The 21,893-nt window shown below is 45.5% G+C and carries 19 protein-coding genes; 18 read left to right on the forward strand and 1 reads right to left on the reverse strand.

Features of this window, described 5'->3' with window-relative positions; genetic code table 11:
- The 4 genes from dapD (at position 1) to heR (ending at position 4,018) form a co-directional block, all read left to right on the forward strand.
- Positions 1-711: a 2,3,4,5-tetrahydropyridine-2,6-dicarboxylate N-acetyltransferase gene (gene dapD, locus J3A84_RS10430; protein WP_281069630.1), complete on the forward strand. Its 711-nt coding sequence runs from the start codon at positions 1-3 to the stop codon at positions 709-711.
- 4 nt (positions 712-715) lie between these two features.
- Positions 716-1,897 (forward strand): aspartate aminotransferase family protein, encoded by a 1,182-nt coding sequence (locus J3A84_RS10435; RefSeq protein WP_207599965.1) that lies wholly within the window; start codon positions 716-718, stop codon positions 1,895-1,897.
- An 11-nt stretch (positions 1,898-1,908) separates the two neighbouring features.
- Positions 1,909-3,039, forward strand: coding sequence for a M20 metallopeptidase family protein (locus J3A84_RS10440; RefSeq protein ID WP_207599966.1), 1,131 nt, complete (start codon positions 1,909-1,911; stop codon positions 3,037-3,039).
- Between the two features lie 187 nt (positions 3,040-3,226).
- Positions 3,227-4,018 carry a heliorhodopsin HeR gene (heR, locus tag J3A84_RS10445; protein WP_207599967.1) on the forward strand — a complete coding sequence of 264 codons (792 nt, stop codon included), beginning with the start codon at positions 3,227-3,229 and terminating at the stop codon, positions 4,016-4,018.
- An 89-nt stretch (positions 4,019-4,107) separates the two neighbouring features.
- Here heR and J3A84_RS10450 read toward each other — a convergent pair whose 3' ends face one another.
- On the reverse strand, positions 4,108-5,091 hold the full coding sequence (locus tag J3A84_RS10450) for an NADH:flavin oxidoreductase (protein WP_207599968.1): 984 nt from the start codon (positions 5,089-5,091) through the stop codon (positions 4,108-4,110).
- A gap of 305 nt (positions 5,092-5,396) precedes the next feature.
- Here J3A84_RS10450 and J3A84_RS15480 point away from each other — a divergent pair, with 305 nt between their 5' ends.
- From J3A84_RS15480 to J3A84_RS10520, 14 genes are all read left to right on the forward strand, one after another.
- A complete protein-coding gene (locus tag J3A84_RS15480; protein ID WP_207599969.1) occupies positions 5,397-6,239 on the forward strand; it encodes an AEC family transporter in 843 nt (280 codons plus the stop codon).
- A gap of 221 nt (positions 6,240-6,460) precedes the next feature.
- Positions 6,461-7,816 carry an RNA polymerase factor sigma-54 gene (rpoN, locus tag J3A84_RS10460; RefSeq protein WP_207599970.1) on the forward strand — a complete coding sequence of 452 codons (1,356 nt, stop codon included), beginning with the start codon at positions 6,461-6,463 and terminating at the stop codon, positions 7,814-7,816.
- Positions 7,817-7,983: 167 nt separating this feature from the next.
- Positions 7,984-9,237, forward strand: a complete 1,254-nt coding sequence (locus J3A84_RS10465; RefSeq protein ID WP_207599971.1) for a four-carbon acid sugar kinase family protein — start codon at positions 7,984-7,986, stop codon at positions 9,235-9,237.
- 19 nt (positions 9,238-9,256) lie between these two features.
- A complete protein-coding gene (locus tag J3A84_RS10470) occupies positions 9,257-10,006 on the forward strand; it encodes a DeoR/GlpR family DNA-binding transcription regulator (RefSeq protein WP_207599972.1) in 750 nt (249 codons plus the stop codon).
- An 86-nt stretch (positions 10,007-10,092) separates the two neighbouring features.
- Positions 10,093-11,139, forward strand: coding sequence for a 4-hydroxythreonine-4-phosphate dehydrogenase PdxA (pdxA, locus tag J3A84_RS10475; protein WP_207599973.1), 1,047 nt, complete (start codon positions 10,093-10,095; stop codon positions 11,137-11,139).
- Between the two features lie 34 nt (positions 11,140-11,173).
- A complete protein-coding gene (locus J3A84_RS10480; protein ID WP_207599974.1) occupies positions 11,174-13,063 on the forward strand; it encodes a sigma-54-dependent Fis family transcriptional regulator in 1,890 nt (629 codons plus the stop codon).
- 212 nt (positions 13,064-13,275) lie between these two features.
- Complete coding sequence (locus J3A84_RS10485) at positions 13,276-14,232, forward strand: 2-keto-3-deoxygluconate permease (RefSeq protein ID WP_207599975.1); 957 nt, start codon at positions 13,276-13,278, stop codon at positions 14,230-14,232.
- 26 nt (positions 14,233-14,258) lie between these two features.
- Entirely contained in the window at positions 14,259-15,533 is a 1,275-nt protein-coding gene (gene larA, locus J3A84_RS10490) for a nickel-dependent lactate racemase (RefSeq protein ID WP_207599976.1), read from the forward strand.
- Between the two features lie 69 nt (positions 15,534-15,602).
- Complete coding sequence (locus tag J3A84_RS10495) at positions 15,603-16,727, forward strand: glycerate kinase family protein (RefSeq protein ID WP_207599977.1); 1,125 nt, start codon at positions 15,603-15,605, stop codon at positions 16,725-16,727.
- Positions 16,728-16,973: 246 nt separating this feature from the next.
- Complete coding sequence (gene larE, locus J3A84_RS10500) at positions 16,974-17,783, forward strand: ATP-dependent sacrificial sulfur transferase LarE (RefSeq protein ID WP_242694151.1); 810 nt, start codon at positions 16,974-16,976, stop codon at positions 17,781-17,783.
- 19 nt (positions 17,784-17,802) lie between these two features.
- Positions 17,803-18,558 (forward strand): nickel pincer cofactor biosynthesis protein LarB, encoded by a 756-nt coding sequence (gene larB, locus J3A84_RS10505; protein ID WP_207599979.1) that lies wholly within the window; start codon positions 17,803-17,805, stop codon positions 18,556-18,558.
- Positions 18,548-19,879 carry a nickel pincer cofactor biosynthesis protein LarC gene (larC, locus tag J3A84_RS10510; RefSeq protein ID WP_207599980.1) on the forward strand — a complete coding sequence of 444 codons (1,332 nt, stop codon included), beginning with the start codon at positions 18,548-18,550 and terminating at the stop codon, positions 19,877-19,879. Before larB ends, larC begins: the two co-directional genes overlap by 11 nt.
- Positions 19,880-19,908: 29 nt before the next feature.
- Positions 19,909-20,919, forward strand: coding sequence for an ABC transporter permease (locus J3A84_RS10515; protein WP_207599981.1), 1,011 nt, complete (start codon positions 19,909-19,911; stop codon positions 20,917-20,919).
- Positions 20,897-21,823 (forward strand): ABC transporter permease, encoded by a 927-nt coding sequence (locus J3A84_RS10520; protein WP_207599982.1) that lies wholly within the window; start codon positions 20,897-20,899, stop codon positions 21,821-21,823. Before J3A84_RS10515 ends, J3A84_RS10520 begins: the two co-directional genes overlap by 23 nt.
- The last annotated feature ends 70 nt before the right edge of the window (positions 21,824-21,893 follow it).

The raw sequence follows: 21,893 nt of genomic DNA on the forward strand, positions 1-21,893 counted from the left end.
ATGAGTGAAATGATGTTACAGGATGCCTATGCCATAGCGGCATTCATCAAAAATGCGGAAAAGAGCACACCAGTCAAAGTCTATGTCAATGGGGAACTTGATGTGGCGGATTTCGGGGATATGAAAGTGTTCGGAGAAGGAAACAGCCGGATTCTTTTCGGAGAAGCGAGAATGCTGGAGGAATTCCTGTCCCATAACAGGGAGCTGATCACGGAGCTGGTGGTGGAGAACGACAGAAGAAACTCTGCCATTCCGCTACTGGATCTGACAAAGATCGATGCGAGAATCGAGCCCGGTGCCTACATCAGAGAACACGTGGTCATCGGAAAAGGGGCAGTGATCATGATGGGCGCTGTCATCAATATCGGGGCGGTCATCGGTGAGGGCACCATGGTGGATATGAATGCTGTGGTGGGCGCCAGAGGAACCATCGGAAAGAACTGCCACATCGGCGCAGGCGCCGTGGTGGCTGGGGTTCTGGAACCCCCCTCAAAGACGCCGGTGATCATTGAAGACGGCGTCCTCATCGGAGCCAATGCGGTGATTCTTGAAGGCGTCAGAGTCGGTAAGAACGCAGTGGTGGCAGCGGGAGCCATTGTCACGGAAGATGTGCCGGAAGAAGCGGTGGTGGCAGGCTCTCCAGCCAAGGTCATCAAGTACAAGGATGAGAAGACACGGGAAAAGACCAAACTTCTGGATGATTTGAGGTGAGGATATGACGCTTCTAAGCGAAGACCAGAACTATGTACTGAATCTCTATAATAGAATTCCACTGGAGATCGCCCGCGGGGAAGGCATGTATCTCTATGACAGGGAGGGCGTAGGATATCTTGATTTCTATTCGGGCATCGCGGTGAATACCCTGGGTCATAGACATCCTGCCATCGTAACGGCCATAAAGGAGCAGATGGACTCATATCTTCATCTCTCCAATTATTTCACCTCCCCTTCTCAGGTGTCCCTGGCAAAGAAGCTGGTGGAAAACAGCTTTGCCGATAAGGTGTATTTTGCCAATTCCGGTGCGGAAGCCAATGAAGCCATGCTGAAACTTGCTCGCAGATACGGGCAGAACTTTCATGAAGACAAAACCAGGTTCGTGTCTGTGGACAGAGGCTTTCACGGTCGAACCATGGGCAGCATGAGTGTCACGGGGAACGGAAAATACAAGGACCAGTTCGGGAAATCCCTTCAGGACGTGGTGCATATCCCGCTGAATGATGTGGATGCTTTAAGAGAAGCTGTGGATGAAAACACCTGCGGCATCATTTTTGAAGTCATCCAGGGAGAAGGGGGGCTTCGGCAGGTGAGTGAAAAATTCATCGCGGCCATGAGAGAAGAGGCGGAAAAGCATCATGCGCTGATTCTGGTGGACGAGGTGCAGACGGGTCTCATGAGGACGGGGCATCTCTTCGCCCATGAAGCCTATGAGCTGACCCCTGACGCCATGACCCTTGCCAAAGGGCTTGGCGGAGGACTGCCCATCGGCGCCATGCTGGTTCATGAAAGTGTGAAGGATGTGCTGAAACCGGGAGACCATGGATCCACTTTCGGTGGCAATCCCGTGGCCTGCGCCGCGGGGGATGCGATGCTGTCGGTGCTTCTTGAAGAAGGATTCCAGCAGGAACTGCAGGAGAAGAGCAGATACCTTCGGGAGGGGCTGGAGGTGCTCATGGACAGGCATCCTCTGGTCATCCGGGAGATCCGCGGTGAAGGCCTCATGCTGGGTCTGGTGGCAGGCGAGCATGCGGAAAGAGTGAAAGAAAGAGCACTGGAGCATCAGCTCCTGCTGAATGTCACTGGCGGTGAAGTGGTGAGGCTGCTTCCGGCACTGATCATAAGCAGGGAGGAAATCGATCTTTTTCTGAAGATCATGGACGATGTCCTAAGTGGCATATAAAGGAGAGAACCATGAATGTGAAAATGCTGTTTGAAGAAGTGAAAGAAATACGAAGAGATCTGCACCGGATTCCGGAGCTTTCCTTTGACCTGCCGCTGACGTCAGGCTATATAAGAGAAAAGCTTCTGTCCTATGGCTATGAGATCGTGAAAACGGCAGAGACAGGATGGATTGCAGTGCTTCAGGGAAAGGGCGAGAATGCCGTGGCGTTTCGCGCCGACATGGACGGACTGCGGGTGACGGAGAAGACTGGAAGAGACTTTTCTTCAAGGCATGAAGGCTTCATGCATGCCTGCGGACATGACGGTCATATGGCCATGCTCCTGGGATTTGCCAGATACCTGAAGAGCATCGAGCAGCCGGATGCTTCCGTTGTCCTTCTCTTTCAGCCTGCGGAAGAAGGTCCTGGCGGAGCGAGGATTGTCATGGAAGAGGGGATTCTTCAGAAACTGAAGGTGAAGAGAATCTATGGCTTTCACCTCTATCCAGGTCTTCCCAAGGGAAAGATCGGACTGTGCAGTGGTCCGTTCATGGCCAGAAACGGAGAGTTCGACATCACCGTGCAGGGGGAAAGCAGTCATGCCGGGCAGCCCCATCTGGGAGCGGATGCTCTGGTGGCCTCGGCTCAGGTGATTCTTTCCATACAGAATATTCTCTCGAGAAATCTCGATCCGCTCGCTCCTGCTGTGATCAATGTGGGAACGATAGAGGGGGGAACGGCAAGAAACATCGTGGCAGGCACTGCGAGAATTCAAGGTACCATCCGGGCCTTTTCCAGAGATACCTATGAGGACATCAGAAGTGCTTTGAAGAGAACGGTGGAGGGCATCGCCCTCATGAACCGGGTAACGGTGGAACTTGAAATACGGGATTTCTATCCGGAAGTGCATAACGATCCATCTCTGGTGAAGGAGATGAGGGGGTTTCTCAGGGATGAGGAAGTGGAGACCATGAAGCCCCTGATGCTGGCGGAAGACTTCTCCTTTTATCAGGAGGAGATTCCCGGGGTCTTTATGATGCTGGGGACGAGAGACGAGGCGGCAGGATACATCCATCCGCTTCATCATGAACAGTTCGATTTTGAGGAGAGCGTCCTGCTTACAGGCATCACAATGTACAGGAGAATCCTGGAGTCCCTGTGAGCCTGAGACTGTATAGCGATGAAGTGCATGAGTCTGAAGGGAAAGATAACTTTACAACGCCCTCAATATCACGATAAGTGATATTGAGGGCGCTATCCATTATTTTATTGCGTATTGTGAAGTTTAGGGATATTATGAAGACAAGAACACAATACGTGATAGAAACAATAAAAAGGAGAAATCGGATATGAAAGAAATCACTTTGAAGAAACTGAGAAATTTCAATAAAATCATGGGTGGTCTGCACTTTGTCCAGGGAGCCATCATGCTGTTTCTGGCCACCAGTGTCATCCAGACCATCGGAGAATTCCAGCCCACCATCACCCAGAACTTCCTTCAGTTCAATGAGCAGACCATGTCACTGGAACTGGCCTCCAAGACGCTGTTTGATCTTCCTTTCGGTATACTTGTGGCGCTGTTTCTGTTCATCTCCGCCGCTGCCCATGCACTGGTCTCCATTCCGGAAAAGATGAACCGGATCTATAATGCAGATCTTGAAAAAGGCATCAACAAATTCAGATGGTTTGAATATTCCTTAAGTTCCTCCATCATGATCGTTCTGATTTCCACACTGTTTGGAATCTACGACATTGCCTCGCTTCTTCTGATCTTCGTGGTGAACGCATCCATGAATCTCTTCGGACTGGTCATGGAGCAGCTGAATTCGAAGAGAGAAAAGGACAATCTTGACTGGGGGCCCTTCATCTGGGGTTCCATTGCAGGAATCGCACCATGGATCGCCATTCTGCTCTATATGTTCGGTACTGGCGAATTTGACAGGGTCCCATGGTTTGTATGGGCCATCATCGGAACCTATTTTGTGGCATTCAACACCTTCCCGGTAAATATGGTGCTGCAGTACAAGAAAATCGGAAAATGGAAGAATTATATCTACGGAGAAAGAATATACATCATACTGAGCCTGGTGGCGAAGTCCATCCTGGCCTGGCTGGTTCTTTTCGGAGCCATGCAGCCATAGAAAAATCATTGCATTGCCATGACACACCCCTTAATAATCGGGAAGAACTGCTCTCATCCTTTACCGGATGGGAACAGTTCTTTCTTTGCTTATCGCTCTAGTTTTTCCAGGGCTCCATGGAGCCAGGTGCTGTCTTTATAGATGCTGCGGCCGATGCCGATGAGATCCGTCTGGTTCTTTTCAAGGATGGCATCCGCTGCCACCAGGTCTGTGATGCCCCCGGTCAGAAGGACCGGAATATCCACAGCCTTCTTCAGCGCTTCGGTGATTTCCCTGAAGTAGCCCTGGCTTTTTTCTGTGGGATGCACATATCCGCAGTGTCCGCCGGAAATATCCAGAAGGTCCACGCCTTCCTTTGCAAATACGCTGGAAGCGTAGACGGAATCCTCTATGGTGGTGCCGCCCTCCTTGTAGTCACAGGCGCCTAGTCTTATAAACAGAGGGTAGTCACTGCCCACTTCTTTTCTCACAGCCCGTATGATCTCCACATGCAGACGGATGCGGTTCGTAAGGCTTCCGCCATACGCGTCTTCTCTCTTGTTGATCAGTGGGGAGTAGAACTGGTTGAGGAGATACCCATGGGCGGAATGGATCTCCACTCCGTCAAATCCGGCTTCCTTGCATCTTCTTGCAGCCGCTGCAAAATCCATGATAATCTCTTCAAGTCCTTCTCTTTTCAGAACATGGATGTTCTGTCCGGGAACAGCAGAAGGCCCGGCGGGTAGGAGGAAAGGATCATTGGGCTTGGCGTAAAGACCTGCATGATTGATCTGCATGACGCCAAGGGTTTCATTCTTATGGAGGAGGGTGCTCAGCTTCTTCAGCCCTTCCACCATCTCATCCGAGGCTACAGAAAGCTGATTCTTGTTGGCTCTGCCTTCCTCACTGATGAAGCTGTGCTCCACGATGACCAGGGCCAGGTCTCCATCCTTGGTCTTTTCATCATAGTAGCTTAGAATGTCCTCACTTATGGAACCATCCTCCAGTGCTTTTGCGGTGGCCATGGGCGGGAATACGATCCTGTTTTTCAGGTTCAGATTTTTTACGTTCAAAGGGCGTGTGATCTTTCTCATCGTCTCATCCTTTCTGGGTAGAAGTTATGGCGGTTCTCTTAGAAAAAATAAATCATCATCATTACTCTCTGCCTCTGTTTCCATCTGTTTTATCCTGATACGGTAGGTTGTGCATCCCATACCAAGGAAGAGGTAAATAAAGGGCATGGATGATATTACTATATGAAATAGTATATCCTATAATGGAGTGGGGGTGGAATTATGTATGATAATTTTATATTCAGTTTAGGCAGTGCACTGCCTATTTTTCTTGTCATGTTCATGGGATATATTCTGAAGAGAAGAAACATCGTCGATGAAGCTTTGTGCGACAGGCAAATACCATGGTATTCAATCTGGCGTTACCAATCAAGCTTTTTTCGGATGTGTCCAAGACTTCCTTTGCGGAGAGTTTCGACTGGGGTTTCATCCTCTTTGTCGTCATCGGTACAGTGGTCAGTGTGTTCGTCGCGGCTGTTTTTGCCAGGTTTTCAGTGAAGAATCCTACGCAGAAGGCGGCATTCATTCAGGGCTCTTTCAGAGGAAACTTCCTCTATGTGGGGTATTCCCTCATGGAAAACGTCATGGGCAGTGTCGGCACGAAAGCCCCCATTGCCATCGCATTTATTGTTCCTCTCTATAATATTCTTGCGGTGATGCTCTTCTCCTATTATGGAACAGAAGAGAAAAGCGAAGCCAATCTGAAGTCTGTTGGGATGAAGATCCTGAAGAATCCGCTGATCATTGCCATCATCATCGGATTTATCTTTTCCAGTCTCAATCTCAGTATGCCTATGGTTGTGGAGCGTACATTCTCCTACTTCAGCGTACTGGTGACACCACTGGCGCTACTGACCATTGGTGCTTCCTTCAAGTTCCAGAAGATCAGGGAAAGCTTCGGCATTTCTCTCATTGCTTCCATGCTGAAACTGGTGATTCTGCCGCTCATCGCTGTATACTTCGCCCTTCAGCTTGGCTTCCAGGCCGAAGAGCTTCTGGTCATCTATATCATCTTCGGTGTGCCTACTGCAGCGGCATCCTACATCATGACCATTGCGCTAAAGGGAGACCATGACCTGGCCAGCGGCATCATCATGCTCACGACGCTGCTCTCCAATGTGACCATGACTCTGTTTATTTTCGGGTTCAGGACCCTGGGGATTCTGTAGAAGTCTGTGCCTGTCATACCAGCATCCTCCGTTTTCGGGGGATGTTTTCAGATTGAGATGTATCATTTCATCTTACACATCAATTTACTGTTCCCAGATCTATGATATGGAGTATATTAAAATTACATATGAGAGAGGCCACGGTATCGAAGATTCATGTTTATAAAAGATGATTCTAAAGAACAGTTTGTGATATTATTAGTTAGAAAGTGGGGTGAATTATGGAATATAATCATTCAGTGAACCAACGTACCGAGCAGAAAAACATGGTATCACAGGACATGCAATTTCATATGAAAGTACTTTATATGTCTTCAATGGAACTTTCTGCATTTCTTAGGGAAGAGTTTACAAGCAATCCTGTATTAGACATGGAAGAACCATCCAGTGAAGACCCTTCCATCATTGACTGGAATGAGCTAAAAGCCCTTGCAAGAAATGAGGAACAGAAAGCGGAACGTATTGCTGGCAGTGTAACTGACGATTATGTTTCGCCATTTGAATTCATCAGCAGGGACAAAACTCTGACAGACTATCTCATAGAACAGCTAGGGATGATGGACCTGCCAGAAGAGTTGATAAAGGTATGTGAATATATTATTTTTTCGCTAGATGGGAGAGGGTATTTTTTAGAATCAGTAAAAGAATCCAGTGAGATTCTAGGTGTGGACGCCGCATTGTTTGCAAGTGGTCTAGAAATTGTCAGAAACCTGGAACCTATAGGTATTGGATGGCCAGACATCTATGAGACTCTTATTTATCAGCTGAAAAAGAAAGAGGTTCTGACTAAAAATCACATAGAGCTTATCCGAAAATATCTTCCTGAAGTAGCTATCGGAAACTATAGAAAAATAGAAATGAAGATGGCATTATCAGAAGAAACACTCATAAGTCTTGTAGATGATATCAAAGAAATTGAACCAGTTCCCTCAAGAGGATTTGCTGACAATAACACGAAGAATCATGTCATTCCAGATCTGCGAATTCAGATCGTTGGTGAAGAGCTGCAGATTACCATGAGTGCGATGAAAGTACCTAAAATTCGAATCAGTAATGAGATTAAGGTATTAGCTAAGGAAGATCATCCGGAATTGGAAGAATACTTAAATGAGAAACTTCAGGAAGCGATGAAACTTCTCAGAAGTATCGAAATGAGAAAAAGCACACTTGAAAAAGTTGCGGAATTTGTTATGACGCATCAGAAGGATTACCTGATGGGGAAGAGCGCGTTTTTGAATCCCTTATCTATGAAGTCTGTAGCGGAAGAGCTAGAAGTTCATGAATCAACAATCAGCCGTACAGTAAGAGAGAAATATCTGTGTACACCAAGAGGCACAATCGCATTGAAAAGTCTATTTTCAGGAACACATGCTTCAGATGGATCTGAACTGGCACCTGATTATATCAGAAATGTGATAAAGCAGATTGTCGAGATGGAAGATAAAGAACATCCTCTTTCCGATCAGAAAATTGCAGAGATTCTTAACGAAAAGGGAATCGAGATTTCCAGGAGAACTGTAGCTAAATATCGTGAAGCGGCCGGTATACCTTCTACAAAGATCAGAAAGAGAAGGTAACAGTAATAATGAAAACAGAGCCATAAATTTCGAGGACAGCATGCAAAATATGACTGTTCTCTTTTTTGTTACGCTATTGACAACGTTCTCAGACAATTGATATAATTAGTCAAAATGTGTTCAAAAAATGAATATATTTTGACTTAGTCATCAGAGGAGGAGAATGAATGAAATTAGCTGTCATAGCAGATGATTTTACCGGATCAAACGATACAGGGGTTCAGTTTGCGAAGAAAAAAATGAGTACAATTGTTACGACAAAGACTGAAAATATACCAGAGGATCTCATGCTCAAGGAAGTGCTGGTTGTAGATACAGAGAGTCGGTTTGATGATGATAAAACAGCATACGATAAAGTATATCGCGTAACGGAAGAACTGAAGAAGATGGGGGACTGCATTTTCTATAAGAAAATTGACTCCACATTCAGAGGAAATATCGGATCGGAAATTGCAGCATGTCTGGATGCTTCAGGGAAAAATGTGGTCTATATGATTCCTGCGTTACCTTCAAATGGAAGGACTTCCAAAAATGGTAGAGTTTACGTCAATGGAACACCTCTTCATGAAACAGAAGTGGCAAAGGATCCGAAAACTCCTGTGAAGGAGTCTTCCATAGCAGAAATCATTCGGAATCAGTCTGAGAAGAAAACAGTGCTGATCAGTAAGGATGGTTCCTATAAAGCAGATCTTCTGAAACAAATGATCAGTAAAGCCAGAGAGGAAAAAGCTGAAATAGTGATTTTTGATGCTGAAAACACGGAAGATCTGAAGGTCTGCGCTGAAGTGATCAGCAGTCTTGATGAAGATTATATCCTGGCTGGTACTGCAGGTCTTGCGGAGTTTGTGCCAGATGCCTTTGGTTTTCAGAAAAAAACCGGTGTTTTGTCAATCATAGGTAGTGTGAGTGATGTCACAAGAAGTCAGATAGAATATGCAAAAGAGAGATTGCCACTGCATATAATCCATTATAAGGTGGACATGATGTTTGACGAAGAAAACAAGCGAAAGATTGCAGTTGAAATTGCTGAGCTTCTGAAAAACGGAAACGATGTAGCGTTATATACAGCTGAAAATCGAAATGTCATTGATCAGACTATCGATTATGCGGAAGCAAAAGGAATGAGTCATTTTGAAATCAGTGATTTCATAGCGAAATCTCTTGGTGAAATCACGGGCGATTTAATGCGCTGTTGCAAAGAGAACTTATCAGGAGTATATATCACAGGCGGAGATACGCTTATAAAGATAGCGAAAGAACTTGATATCAGCGGAATGATTATTAAAGACGAAGTGCTACCTGCAATTCCCATAGGGAGATTTGTCAGTGATGAGTTTGAAGATATCGATATTGTGACGAAAGCAGGTGCGTTCGGAAAAGAGGATGCCTTTTACCATATTCTGCATGCACTGAAAAAATAGAAAGGAAGATTTAATCAGAATGAGAAAAATACAGGAACTGGAACTCTATATTTTCGAAAATCAGAGTGCATCGCCGAAGGAACTCATGGAGAAGTTCAACCTTTCAGAAAGTACAGTACGAAGGTATATCAATGAATTGATGAGTATGGGAAGCATCAGAAAAGGATACGGAGTAATCTATGCCAATACCAAAGATCAGCTTCTTACTTTTAAGGCGAGAATGAACATACAGGCTGAAGGGAAAAGAAAGATTTCCAGAATGGCTGCCGAGTATATTAATGAGGGCGATATTGTCTTTGTGGATTCCGGTTCTACCCACATGTTTCTGCCTGAAGCCATTAAGAACAAGAAGGACATCACGGTGTTCACAAACAATATTATGTTTTCCATGAAGATGGCAAATACAGCGGAGAATGTGAGAGTTGTGCTTATTCCTGGGAGTGTCAACAAGAATACGCTGTCAATCACTGGAGAAACATCCCTTGCGTTTCTTGATACATATCATTTTGATAAGGGCTTCTTTACAGCAAGCGGAGTGTCCATGGCGGTGGGGTATTCCAATAGGACATTACCGGAGAGGGACATCAAAGCATTTCTCATGAAAAGAACAGAAGAAAAATTCATGCTGGTGGATGATTCCAAGTTCGGTCTTTCCTTCCCGTTTACATTTGGTAAGATTCCGGATTTTCATAGAATTCTTACAAATGAAAAGCCGGAGCAGGGTTTTGTTGAAGACATACAGGGGCAGGATGTGGAGATTCTCTGGTAAGATATGTTGAAAGTATCGGAACGCTCAATAACTGAAGAAAAAATAAGTATCGGATCGGTGGATGGCTGAACCGAAAGGAGTAGAATATGAATCAATTACCAATATTAGGAATTACGATGGGAGATGTTTCAGGGATAGGTCCTGAAATCGCAGTTAAAGCACTCAACCACAAAGAGGTATACGAAACCTGCAGGCCTTTAGTCGTAGGTAACAGCGATATAGTAAAGAGGGCTGTGGAGCTGATCGGAAATGATTTAAAAGTCCATGTGATAGAACATGTGGTAGATGCTGAGTTCAGATATGGAACCATCGATGTATACCATAGAACAGATTTTAACATTGAAGATGTTCCATATGGTCAGGTCAGTACGCTGGGTGGTAAAGCGGCTTTTGAAGCCATTGAGAAAGTGATTGAACTTGCAATGGAAGATAAAATTGATGCAACCATTACTGGACCCTTGAACAAGGAAGCGCTTAACAAGGCTGGATATCATTATAACGGACATACTGAAATTTATGCTGAACTGACAGATACGAAACGCTATAGCATGATGCTGGCGCATGAAAACTTCAGAGTTGTTCATGTTTCAACACACGTTTCATTGCGTAAAGCCTGCGATCTTGTTAAGAAGGAACGTGTACGTGAAGTCATTGAAATCGCTCAAAATGCATGTCTGAGTCTGGGCATCAATAATCCGAAGATTGCAGTGGCTGGGCTTAATCCTCATTCAGGGGAAGGTGGGCTTTTTGGTGATGAAGAGATCAATGAAATCATTCCAGCAATTGAAGATGCAAGGAGCAGAGGGATTAATGTTGAGGGACCAGTACCTCCAGATACGGTATTCTCTAAGGCCATAGGCGGTCAGTATGACATTGTTGTTGCCATGTACCATGACCAGGGGCATATACCTATGAAGGTGGTCGGATTTCAGATGGACCAGTCTACAGGGAGCTGGAAAGCTGTCAATGGCGTGAATATTACGCTGGGATTACCAATCATAAGAAGCTCTGTAGACCATGGTACCGCTTTTGATCAGGCGGGAAAGGGTACAGCGTCAGAGGAGAGTTTACTTAATGCCATCTCATATGGTATTGATCTTGCGAAAGCGAGACTGAATAAAAAAAAGAGTTGATCTGTGGATGAATCTTCTAATGAAGGAGGCAAACATGAAAGATATTGTAGTATTAGCCCCCATACAGGATGTATATGACAAAACAGCTGAAATCATCAGTGAGCAGGGATACAGCAATGTGGATGTGGTGCTGGGCACCATGAGCCAAGGTCTTGAAATCGCGAAACAACTGGAAAAAGAAGGCGTCCAGATCATTGTAGCCCGTGGTGGAACCTATAAACTGGTGAAGTCCCAGCTGAAGATTCCTGTGGTGGAAATCAAGGTCAGTGCCTATGATATTGTGAACTCCTTTGATCAGATCAAGGATCCCAATGAAGTGATTGGTCTGGTGGGGTACTCCAACGTGGTGTTCGGATTTAATGTATTGAAGAAAATCATACCCAATGAAGTCCGGATGATTCTTCTAAACAGTGAATCGGAAATTCCAGATATCATAGAAGAATACAAAGGCAAAGGAATCCGGACTTTTGTGGGGGATTCCAATGCAGCGAAAGTTGTTCAGGGACTTCATTGCAGAGGAATCATGATTTCTTCACAGAAAGAATCGATCCAGGTGGCGATTCAGGAGGCAAGAAGAATTCTTTCCGCTGTGAAACATGAGAAACATATGACAGAACATCTTCGTGCGGTGATGAATTTTGTAGGAGATGGAATCATATCCATAGACCGGAATGATCGGGTCACGCATTTTAATCAGACCGCGGAGAATATTCTTAAGCTATCAGCAAGTGAATCCATAGGATGTAAAATATTCGATATCTTCAGAAGTCCCCGGATTCATGAGATTCTTCATTCAAAGAAGAAATATGTAGGGGAAATGATCAGTGAAGGTACGCTGAAACTTTCATTCAATCAGATACCACTTCAGGAAAGTGAAGGTGTCAATGGAGCGGTCATAACTTTCCAGGAGATTCAGGAAATCCAGAGAATGGAATTCAATATTCGAAAATCCATCGCGAAGAAAGGATTTGTTGCCAAATACGATTTTGATAAAATCATACATAAAAGTGCGGAGATGAAAGACTGCATTGATACAGCCAGAGAGTATGCGGTTTACGATGCACCGGTACACATCTTCGGTGAATCCGGTACAGGGAAGGAACTCTTTGCGCAGAGCATTCATAACGGGAGCAAGAGAAAGAGTGGAGCGTTTCTTGCGGTGAACTGTGCGGCGCTGCCACCGAATCTCATAGAAAGTGAGTTTTTCGGATATGAAGAAGGTGCCTTTACGGGTGCCAAGAAAAGCGGGAAACCGGGTATTTTTGAACTGGCCCATAACGGTACACTCTTTCTTGATGAAATCAGCGAAATTCCTATGGAGCTTCAGGGAAGGCTGCTGAGAGTTCTGCAAGAGAAAGAAGTCAGACGTGTTGGTGGCAATAAGGTGATTCCAGTTGATGTGAGAATCATAACTGCATCTAACAGACATCTGCATGATATGGTGGAAAAAGAGCTTTTCAGAAAAGATCTCTACTACCGGATCAATGTCCTGGCCCTTAGAATTCCCGCTCTGAAAGAACGAACAGAGGATATCGTACTTCTTGCAGAGCACTTCATAGAAAAGTTCTCCAGTGTTTACGGGAAAATGCGTCTACCGATCACGGAACCTGTGAGGAAGGCGCTGGCCTCGCGAGAGTTTGAGGGAAACATCCGGGAACTGGAAAATCTTATAGAGCGATCCGTCATAGTGTCCTCATTTGATCAGCTTCTTCAAGAGGAGGAATCAACTGCAATGAATATCACAAAGAAAAAAGAAAGTGGTGTTTATGACGTGCCGATGGTGATTCCTGAAAACAGTACACTGAAAAACCTTGAAGACTGGTATATTCAGAAAGTCTTTCAGGAAAATGGTCAGAATGTCCAGAAGACCTGTGAGGTATTAGGAATCAGCAGATCCACTCTATGGAGGAAAGTACATAAATAAAAGGGATGTTTCAGATTGATACAGTGTTTCAGAATGAAACACTGTATACGTTTCAGACTGAAAAATCATCCGATTTCAATTAGTAAAGTAATAATTCAAAGCATCGATAATCTCATTATTATCAAAAAACAACAAATATGTGGATTTTTAAACATTGGCACGAGAATTGCTATTATATTAGTGCAATCATTTACAATAAAAGGAGGAAAAACATGAACATTCTACAAATGGTCAAGAAAGTACCAGGGGGATTAATGGTCATACCACTGCTTCTCGGTGCTGCAATCAACACATTCTTTCCACAAGCACTTGAAATCGGGGGATTCACAACACACCTTTGGAAAACAGGGGCACTGCCTATTCTTGGGGTCTTTCTTTTCGCTAACGGTGCACAGATCAGCGTGAAGCAGGCTGGTATGCCGTTATACAAAGGAGCAATGCTCACACTGGTCAAGTTCCTGATTGGTGCTGGTGTTGGTGTCATTGTCAACAGGATCTGGGGACCAGCAGGTGTCTTAGGACTTTCACCGCTTGTTCTGATCGCTGCCCTTACAAACTCAAATGGTGGACTTTATGCTGCTTTAGCAGGTGAGTATGGCGATTCTACAGATGTAGGTGCCGTATCTATTCTATCGATTAATGACGGTCCTTTCTTTACAATGCTTGCTTTTGGTGCTACAGGAATTGCTGAAATTCCATTCATTGCGCTTGTAGCTACAATCGTTCCAATTCTGGCTGGATTTATTCTAGGTAATATGGATGAGGAAATCAGAAAATTCCTTGCTCCAGCAACTGTGATCATGATTCCGTTCTTTGCTTTCCCACTGGGAGCGGCGCTGAACTTCAGACAGCTGATTGAAGCAGGCGTGCCTGGTATTTTCCTTGGTCTCATCGTTACAGTACTAACCGGTTTTGGCGGATACTTCCTGTTCAAGGCTATGAAGGTCAAGAATCCTCAGATTGGTGCTGCAATCGGTACATCTGCCGGAAACTCAGTGGCTACACCTGCAGCTCTTGCAGCGGTAGATCCTTCCCTAGTAGACATTGCGGCAACAGCAACAGCACAGATTGCAGCTGCAATCATCGTAACTGCGATTCTTGCACCTCTGCTTGTATCCTGGCTGGATAAGAGAGAGAAGGCAAAGAAGAAGGTAGAAGTAGCTGCATAGAAATTAGTTTAATTAGGAGGAGACAAATGACAAAGATTGTATTGCCATATGGAAAAGGTACCTTAAATGCAGAAATTCCGGATGAGAGAATAAGTGCTGTCATGGTATCTGAGATGCATCACTATGTGCCAGAAAAGAGTCAGGTGGAACTTGTGAAAGAAGCACTTGAGAATCCGATTGGTACACCCAAGTTGCGTGAAATGGCAAAAGGTAAGAATAAAGTAACGATCATCGCCAGTGATCATACAAGACCCGTACCAAGTAAGATTATTATGCCTCTGATGCTGGAGGAAATCAGAACAGGAAATCCTGAAGCGGAAATCACCATTCTGATCTCAACAGGCTGTCACAGAGGTACGACAAAGGATGAACTGGTTTCAAAGTTCGGTCCGGAAATCGTGGAAAATGAAAATATCTATGTGCATGACTGTGATGATGAAAGTATGCTGACCGATATCGGTATCCTACCATCAGGTGGAAGAATGATACTGAACAAAATCGCGCTGGAAGCTGATCTTCTGGTTTCAGAAGGATTCATTGAACCACACTTTTTTGCAGGATACTCAGGTGGAAGAAAGAGTGTACTTCCAGGTGTAGCAAGCAGAAAGACAGTCATGTATAATCATAACGCTACATTTATAGACAGTGACAGAGCCAGAACCGGAATTATAGAAGGAAATCCGATCCACAAGGACATGCTCTATGCTGCAAGAGCGGCAAGACTGGATTTCATCTGCAACGTTGTGATCAACTCAGACAAGGAGGTCATCTATGCAGTAGCAGGAGATGCGGACCTTGCACATATTGATGGCAGAAATTTTCTGAACAGCAAGTGTAAAGTGGATGCTGTTCCATCAGATATCGTTATCACAACCAATGGAGGATATCCACTAGATCAGAACATCTATCAGGCAGTAAAGTGCATGACGGCTGCAGAAGCAACCATGAATCCTGGTGGAGTGATGATTATTGGTGCAAAGTCCAATGACGGTCATGGTGGAGAACAGTTCTATAAGACTTTCAAAGAAGAGAAAGATGTAGAGAAGATGATGAATGAGTTCCTTGCTACACCAAGTGAGGATACCATTCCGGACCAGTGGCAGTCACAGATTTTCGCAAGAATACTGAAAAACTACAAAGTAATCTATATTTCCGAAGCAGAAGATCAGATTGTTAGAGATCTTCACATGACACCAGCGCATTCCATTGAAGAAGCTCTGGAAAAAGCGGAAGAAATGATAGGCAATAAGGAAGCGAAAATTGCTGTCATTCCAGATGGTGTATCTGTAATCGTACTATAGAAGTATGGATCGCATGACTGAGCAGTAAGATTTGGTCATGCGATCTTATTTTTGGCTATGGAGGGTAAGATGAAGAAATTTGTATTAATACCGGATTCATTCAAGGGCACCATGTCTTCAACGGAAATCTGCGAAACCCTGGAAAGCGTAATCCGTAAGCACTTCAGCGATGCGGAAATAGTCAGTATTCCTGTCGCGGATGGAGGAGAAGGAAGCGTAGACTGCTTTCTGACAGCACTGTCCGGAGAGAAAGTGGAGATGAGCGTCAAGGGCCCCTTCCTGGATGATACCAGCGCATACTACGGACTCATTGATGAAGGCAAAACCGCTGTCATCGAAATGGCAGCGGCAGCAGGTCTACCTCTGGTGGAAGACCGCAAGAATCCGAAAAAGACCACGACCTATGGCGTTGGGGAACTGATTCTCAATGCGGCAAATCAGGGCGTTGAAAAAATCGTAGTTGGTCTTGGTGGAAGCAGCACCAACGATGGTGGCTGCGGTGCAGCGGCTGCTGCGGGTGTAAAGTTCTATAATGCAGCAGGAGAATCCTTTGTGCCTGCTGGAGCAACGCTGAAAGATATAGAGAGAATAAGTCTGGAAGGACTGGAAAAAACTATTAAAAATGTTAAGATAGTAACAATGTGCGATATCGATAATCCCATGTACGGAGCGCATGGGGCAGCCCATGTTTTCGGCCCCCAGAAGGGTGCGGATTCTGAGATGGTGTTGGAGCTTGATGCAGGTGTGAAGCATCTGGCAGAAGTCATAAAGAGAGACCTTGGAATGGATCTTGCTGAAATGCCTGGTACAGGAGCAGCCGGAGCCATGGGTGCCGGTATGGTGGCGTTTTTTAATTCAGAGCTGCAGATGGGCATAGAAACGGTTCTTGATACGGTCGACTTTGAAAACATAATTTCAGATGCGGATTACATCTTCACTGGAGAAGGAAAAATTGACAGTCAGAGTCTGAGAGGAAAAGTCGTCATTGGTGTTGCTAAAAGAGCGAAGAAGCAGAATAAGCCCGTCATCGTCATTGCCGGCGGTGCAGATGAGAATCTGGAAGAAGCTTATGAAAATGGAGTGACTTCAATTTTTACCATCAATCGACTGCCTGAACCTCTTGAAATCAGCAGACATAAGAGTAAAGAGAATCTGGAAGCCACTGCGGATAATATACTGAGGCTGCTGAGATAGTCGCAGAAGTTCTTTTTGCAGAAGAGTCTTCTGGAAAAATAGATAGTCACATGAACAAGGATTTCAGCATAAAGATGAAATGATAAGATGTATTACGAAGATACATGAAATCAGCATTCTGAAAAGGAAGTCCTATACAACAGCATACACATGAACACCCCTGGGACGAACCCGGAAAAACGCATGATTTCATGCGTCTTTTCGAGTTCGTTTTTTATAGATGAAATGAGATCAATGGGAGGAATTATGAAGAAAGAGCGACTGAGAAAAAGTATTGCATCGAAAGTGAGAGAAGGAGCCTGTGTAGCATTTTCTGGAGGTGTGGACAGCAGTCTGATTCTGAAGATTGCCATGGAAGAAGCGGAGAAGCTCGGGAAAAAGGTCCATGCGGTAACCTTTGAAACGAAACTTCATCCGGTATCTGATGTGACGATTTCTGGAAGAGTGGCAGAAGAGATGGGGGCAATCCACACGATCATAGAAGTGGATGAATTCAAAGACAATCAGATTATGAAGAATCCGGTGAACCGATGCTATCTGTGCAAGAAGCTTCTATTTACAACATTGAGAGAATTTGCGGAAAATGAAGGGCTCGGGCATGTTCTGGATGGAACTAATGCGGATGATCACGGCACCTACAGACCAGGCATCCAGGCTCTGAAGGAGCTTTCAATCTCCAGTCCTCTGGCTGAAAACGGGTTCACCAAGGAAGAGGTCAGAGAATATGCTTCTGAGCTTGGCATCTCCGTTTCAAAAAGGCCCTCTGCACCATGCCTTGCAACAAGACTTCCTTATGGAACGGAGATCGACTTCAGTCTGCTGAAGCGCATTGAAGAAGGGGAGGAATATATTCGTTCTCTAGGGTTTGAAGTGGTGAGAGTAAGGGTTCACAGTGATATTGCACGAATAGAGGTGCCGGCTACTGATTTTACAGGGTTCATCAGCAAGAGAGAAGAAATCAGAGAAAAGCTGAAATCATTGGGATTTAACTACATCACACTGGATGTGGAAGGATTCAGAAGCGGAAGCATGGATCTTCATCTCAATAATAAATAAGCAGGGAAGGAATAGCAAAATGGATATCAAGGAAATGCTTGAAAAAGTCAAAAATGGTGAGGTCTCTATAGAAAAAGCGGAAGAGAGCCTCAAGAAACTACCCTATGAGGATCTGGGATTTGCGAAACTGGATCATCATAGGAAATTAAGATCCGGTTTCGGAGAAGTAATATACTGCAGCGGGAAATCCATGGACCATCTGGTGAAGATCTTCTTGAACTTTGATGAAAAGGGTGTGGATGTACTAGGGACTAGAGCCACAAGAGAACAGTATGAAAAAGTTAAGGAGATGATTCCAGATGCGGAGTACGATGAAATCGCACGAATCATAAGAATCCAGAGAACTAATCATGAAAAGAAAGGCCTTATAGCGGTCTGTACTGGTGGCACATCCGATATTCCAGTGGCGGAGGAAGCGGCCCAGACGGCAGAGTTTTTCGGAAGCAATGTCATAAGAATATATGATGTGGGGGTGGCTGGCATACATAGGCTGCTGTCCAAGATTGGAGCCATCCAGGAAGCCAACTGCATCATCGCTGTGGCCGGCATGGAAGGTGCGCTGCCAGGTGTCATTGCAGGTATGGTGGACAAGCCTGTCATTGCGGTTCCGACATCAGTAGGATACGGTTCAAATTTCGGTGGGCTTTCATCACTGCTTACGATGCTGAACTCCTGCGCAGAAGGAATCGCTGTGGTGAACATCGACAATGGATTTGGTGCGGCTTACCTAGGTACACAGATCAACAGACTTACGGAGGGAAATCATGGGGAATAAGGTACTTTATCTGGAATGTTATTCAGGCATCAGCGGGGATATGACGGTGGCAGCGCTTCTTGACCTGACTAAGAAGGACGCGCTTCTGAGAACTGCTCTTGAGAGTCTTCATGTGGATGGGTACACCATAAAGACCGGGAGAAGAGAAAAATGCGGCATTGATGCGGCATCTTTTGACGTGATACTGGAAGAAGACAATCATGATCACAGTCATAGCCATGCCCACAGCGACGATCATGACCATAGTCATAGTCATGAATATCATGATCACCATGATTATAGCCACAGTCATAGTCATGAACAACATGATCATAGTCACAATCATAGTCACGAGCATGATCATGTTCATAGAAATGTTCATGACATCTATGGCATAATTGAGCAGTCTGAAATCACAGAAGGTGCGAAGACCTTAGCGAAAAAAGTCTTTGCCATTGTAGCTGATGCAGAAGCCAAAGCCCATGGGCTGCCAGTGGAGAAAGTTCATTTTCATGAAGTGGGTGCGGTGGACTCCATCGTGGATATCGTGGCAGCATGTGTGCTGGTAGATGATCTAGGGGTGGAGGATATTGTGGTATCTGAGTTACATGAAGGTACAGGGCATGTCTGGTGTCAGCATGGAGTGATTCCTGTGCCGGTACCAGCAACACTGAATATTGCCGTAGCCCATGGACTTTCACTGAAAATAACCGATACAATAGGCGAAATGATTACACCTACAGGAGCAGCCTTGGCGGCAGCATTGAGTTCCAGGAAGTCTCTGCCGAAAAAATACAGACTGGTTAACGTCGGAATAGGTTCTGGAAAGAAAAATTTCAGCCATGCCAATATTCTAAGAGCCTATCTGCTGGAAGAGATAGAGGAAAAGGAAGAGACAATCGTTCTTCTGGAAACCAACCTGGATGATGCCACAGGAGAAGTATTGGGATATACACTGAAAAAGCTCATGGAAGCGGGAGCCAGAGATGCTTTCTTCACACCGATCTACATGAAGAAAAACAGACCTGCCTACAAGCTCAGTGTCCTCTGTGCAGATGAGAAGATAAATGAGATGGAGCACATCATCTTTACGACCACCACATCCATAGGAATCAGAAGGATGAAAATGGAGAGAACGGTACTGAAGAGAAGGTCCCTTACTTTGAATACCGATTATGGCCAGATTCAAGTGAAAGGTACTGTGCATGATGGTGTGGAATCCTTCACACCGGAGTATGAAAGTCTGAAGTCCATTCTGGAAAATAGTGATGTGACCTACAAAGAGCTTCATGAAACGGTCATGAATGAAATCAGCAGACTGAAACAGGACGGATTTCAGTAACGGATCAGAAGAAAATGAGGAGGTTGTTCATGAATAGAAAAGAGAAGAGATTTCCTGGTACAGGAGCAGCCTTCAAGCTGCTGGAGCTTGCAGTGACCCTTCTGCTGCTCAGTATCATGGTCTTTTTCATGGCCAGAATCGCACCGGGAGACCCGCTGCTGTCTTACCATGGATCCGCTGTGGAGAGAATGAGCACCAGTGAGAAGGAAGAAAGCATGGAAAGACTCGGGCTGAATGCACCAATGACGGTGCAGTACCAGAAGTGGGTCAAGAAGGCCATGCAGGGAGATTTCGGGATATCGTACAAGTACAAACTTCCAGTGACCGAGGTCATTGGGAAAGTAGCACTGAATTCCATCCTGCTGGGTGGCACAGGATATGTGCTGGTGTTTTTCCTGGCCCTTCCATTGGGCGCTTTCTGCGCTCTGCGGGAAGGAAAATTCGCGGACCGGGTGATCACCAGAGCAGGGGTTGTGGCAGGAAGTATTCCTGTCTTTCTGATTTCTCTCCTGATGATTCTCCTGTTCAGCGTGATGCTGGGTCTCTTTCCTGCCAGTGGGTCAGGTCCTCTGGGAGAAGCATCTCTTGGAAGCCGAATCCCCTATCTGGTGCTACCTGTTTCGACGCTGCTGCTGAGTCATATCTGGTATTTCGGCTACGTGGCAAGAAATCTTTATCTGGAGGAAGCGGAAAAAGACTATATGCTTCTCCACCGCATCAAAGGACTGTCCAGAAGAAGGATCCTTCTTCGGCATGGGACGAGGAACATCTTTCCGGCGTATCTGACCCTCATGATCAATTCAGCGCCGCATCTGCTGGGCGGTTCCTACATCATAGAGGCGGTGTTCGGGTTTAAGGGATTGGGGAGTCTGGCCTTTGAAAGCGCCAAATACCATGACTATAATCTGTTGATGCTCATCGCGCTGCTGACAGGAACAGCGGTCATCGCACTGAACATGGCAGGAGAGGAGCTATGTGGGCTGATCCATCCAGGGATGAGCGGAAGGAGGAGGGGCTATGGAAGTAAACGAGCTGTTTAAACCCCTGAAGGAGCTGAATAAACAGGAGCGTGATTATTATCTTGGAAGGGTGGAAGAATCTGAAAGGAAAATGCCAAGCAGACAGACCTGCAGGAAGATTTCTTTTCCTACTCTATCGGTTTCTTTCCTACTCCTGATGATATTTGCTGCGTTCTTTGCAGATGTTTTGTTTCCGTTCGATCCTTCCTATATGGCACTGACGGAAAAAAGCCTTGCTCCCAGCAGTCAGCACTGGTCCGGAACCGACTCCCTGGGGAGAGATGTATTCGGGATGATTCTTCATGGAGCAAGGATCTCTCTTCTCATCGGTCTTGCATCCACGGCCATATCCATGGTCATGGCGCTGGCAGTGGGGGGCTCTTCAGCCATGCTGCCTGGGTTTTTCAAGAGGATTCTGATTCGATTTACGGACATCTGCCTGTCGGTTCCCTCCATTCTGCTGATGATCTTTCTCCAGGGCATCATGAGAGAAAGCACCTGGATGTCCATCTCCCTGTCCATCGGTCTCTCCAGCTGGATGACCATGGCCAAGATGATCAGAACCCAGATTGAGAGAATCCGTGAAGAAGAGTATGTTCTTCTAGCCCGCTACTATGGGGGAGGATGGTTCTATCTCCTGAAGAGGCATTTTTCACAGACACTGGTTCCGGTGCTTTCCTACATGTCATTCACAGGGTTTGGTCATGCCATCACCGCCGAAGCCACACTGAGCTTTCTTGGGATAGGTCTGCCACTGGATACCATTACCTGGGGGACGCTTCTGCATCTCTCCAGTCAGGCACTGATGACGAAGGCCTGGTGGGTCATCGTGATTCCGGGAATCTTTCTGGTGATGACGGTGGTGTCTCTGGTGGAGATGGGGGACTTCATCCGAAAAAGAAGTGGAATAGAAAAGAATGTGTAAGCAGCCATGTCATGAACACATCAATCCCAATCTGCAGCTGCAATGTATCATAGAGAAAAAGGAGTAAAAT

The organism is Proteiniclasticum aestuarii (genome assembly GCF_017368455.1).
Classification (GTDB): domain Bacteria; phylum Bacillota; class Clostridia; order Clostridiales; family Clostridiaceae; genus Proteiniclasticum; species Proteiniclasticum aestuarii.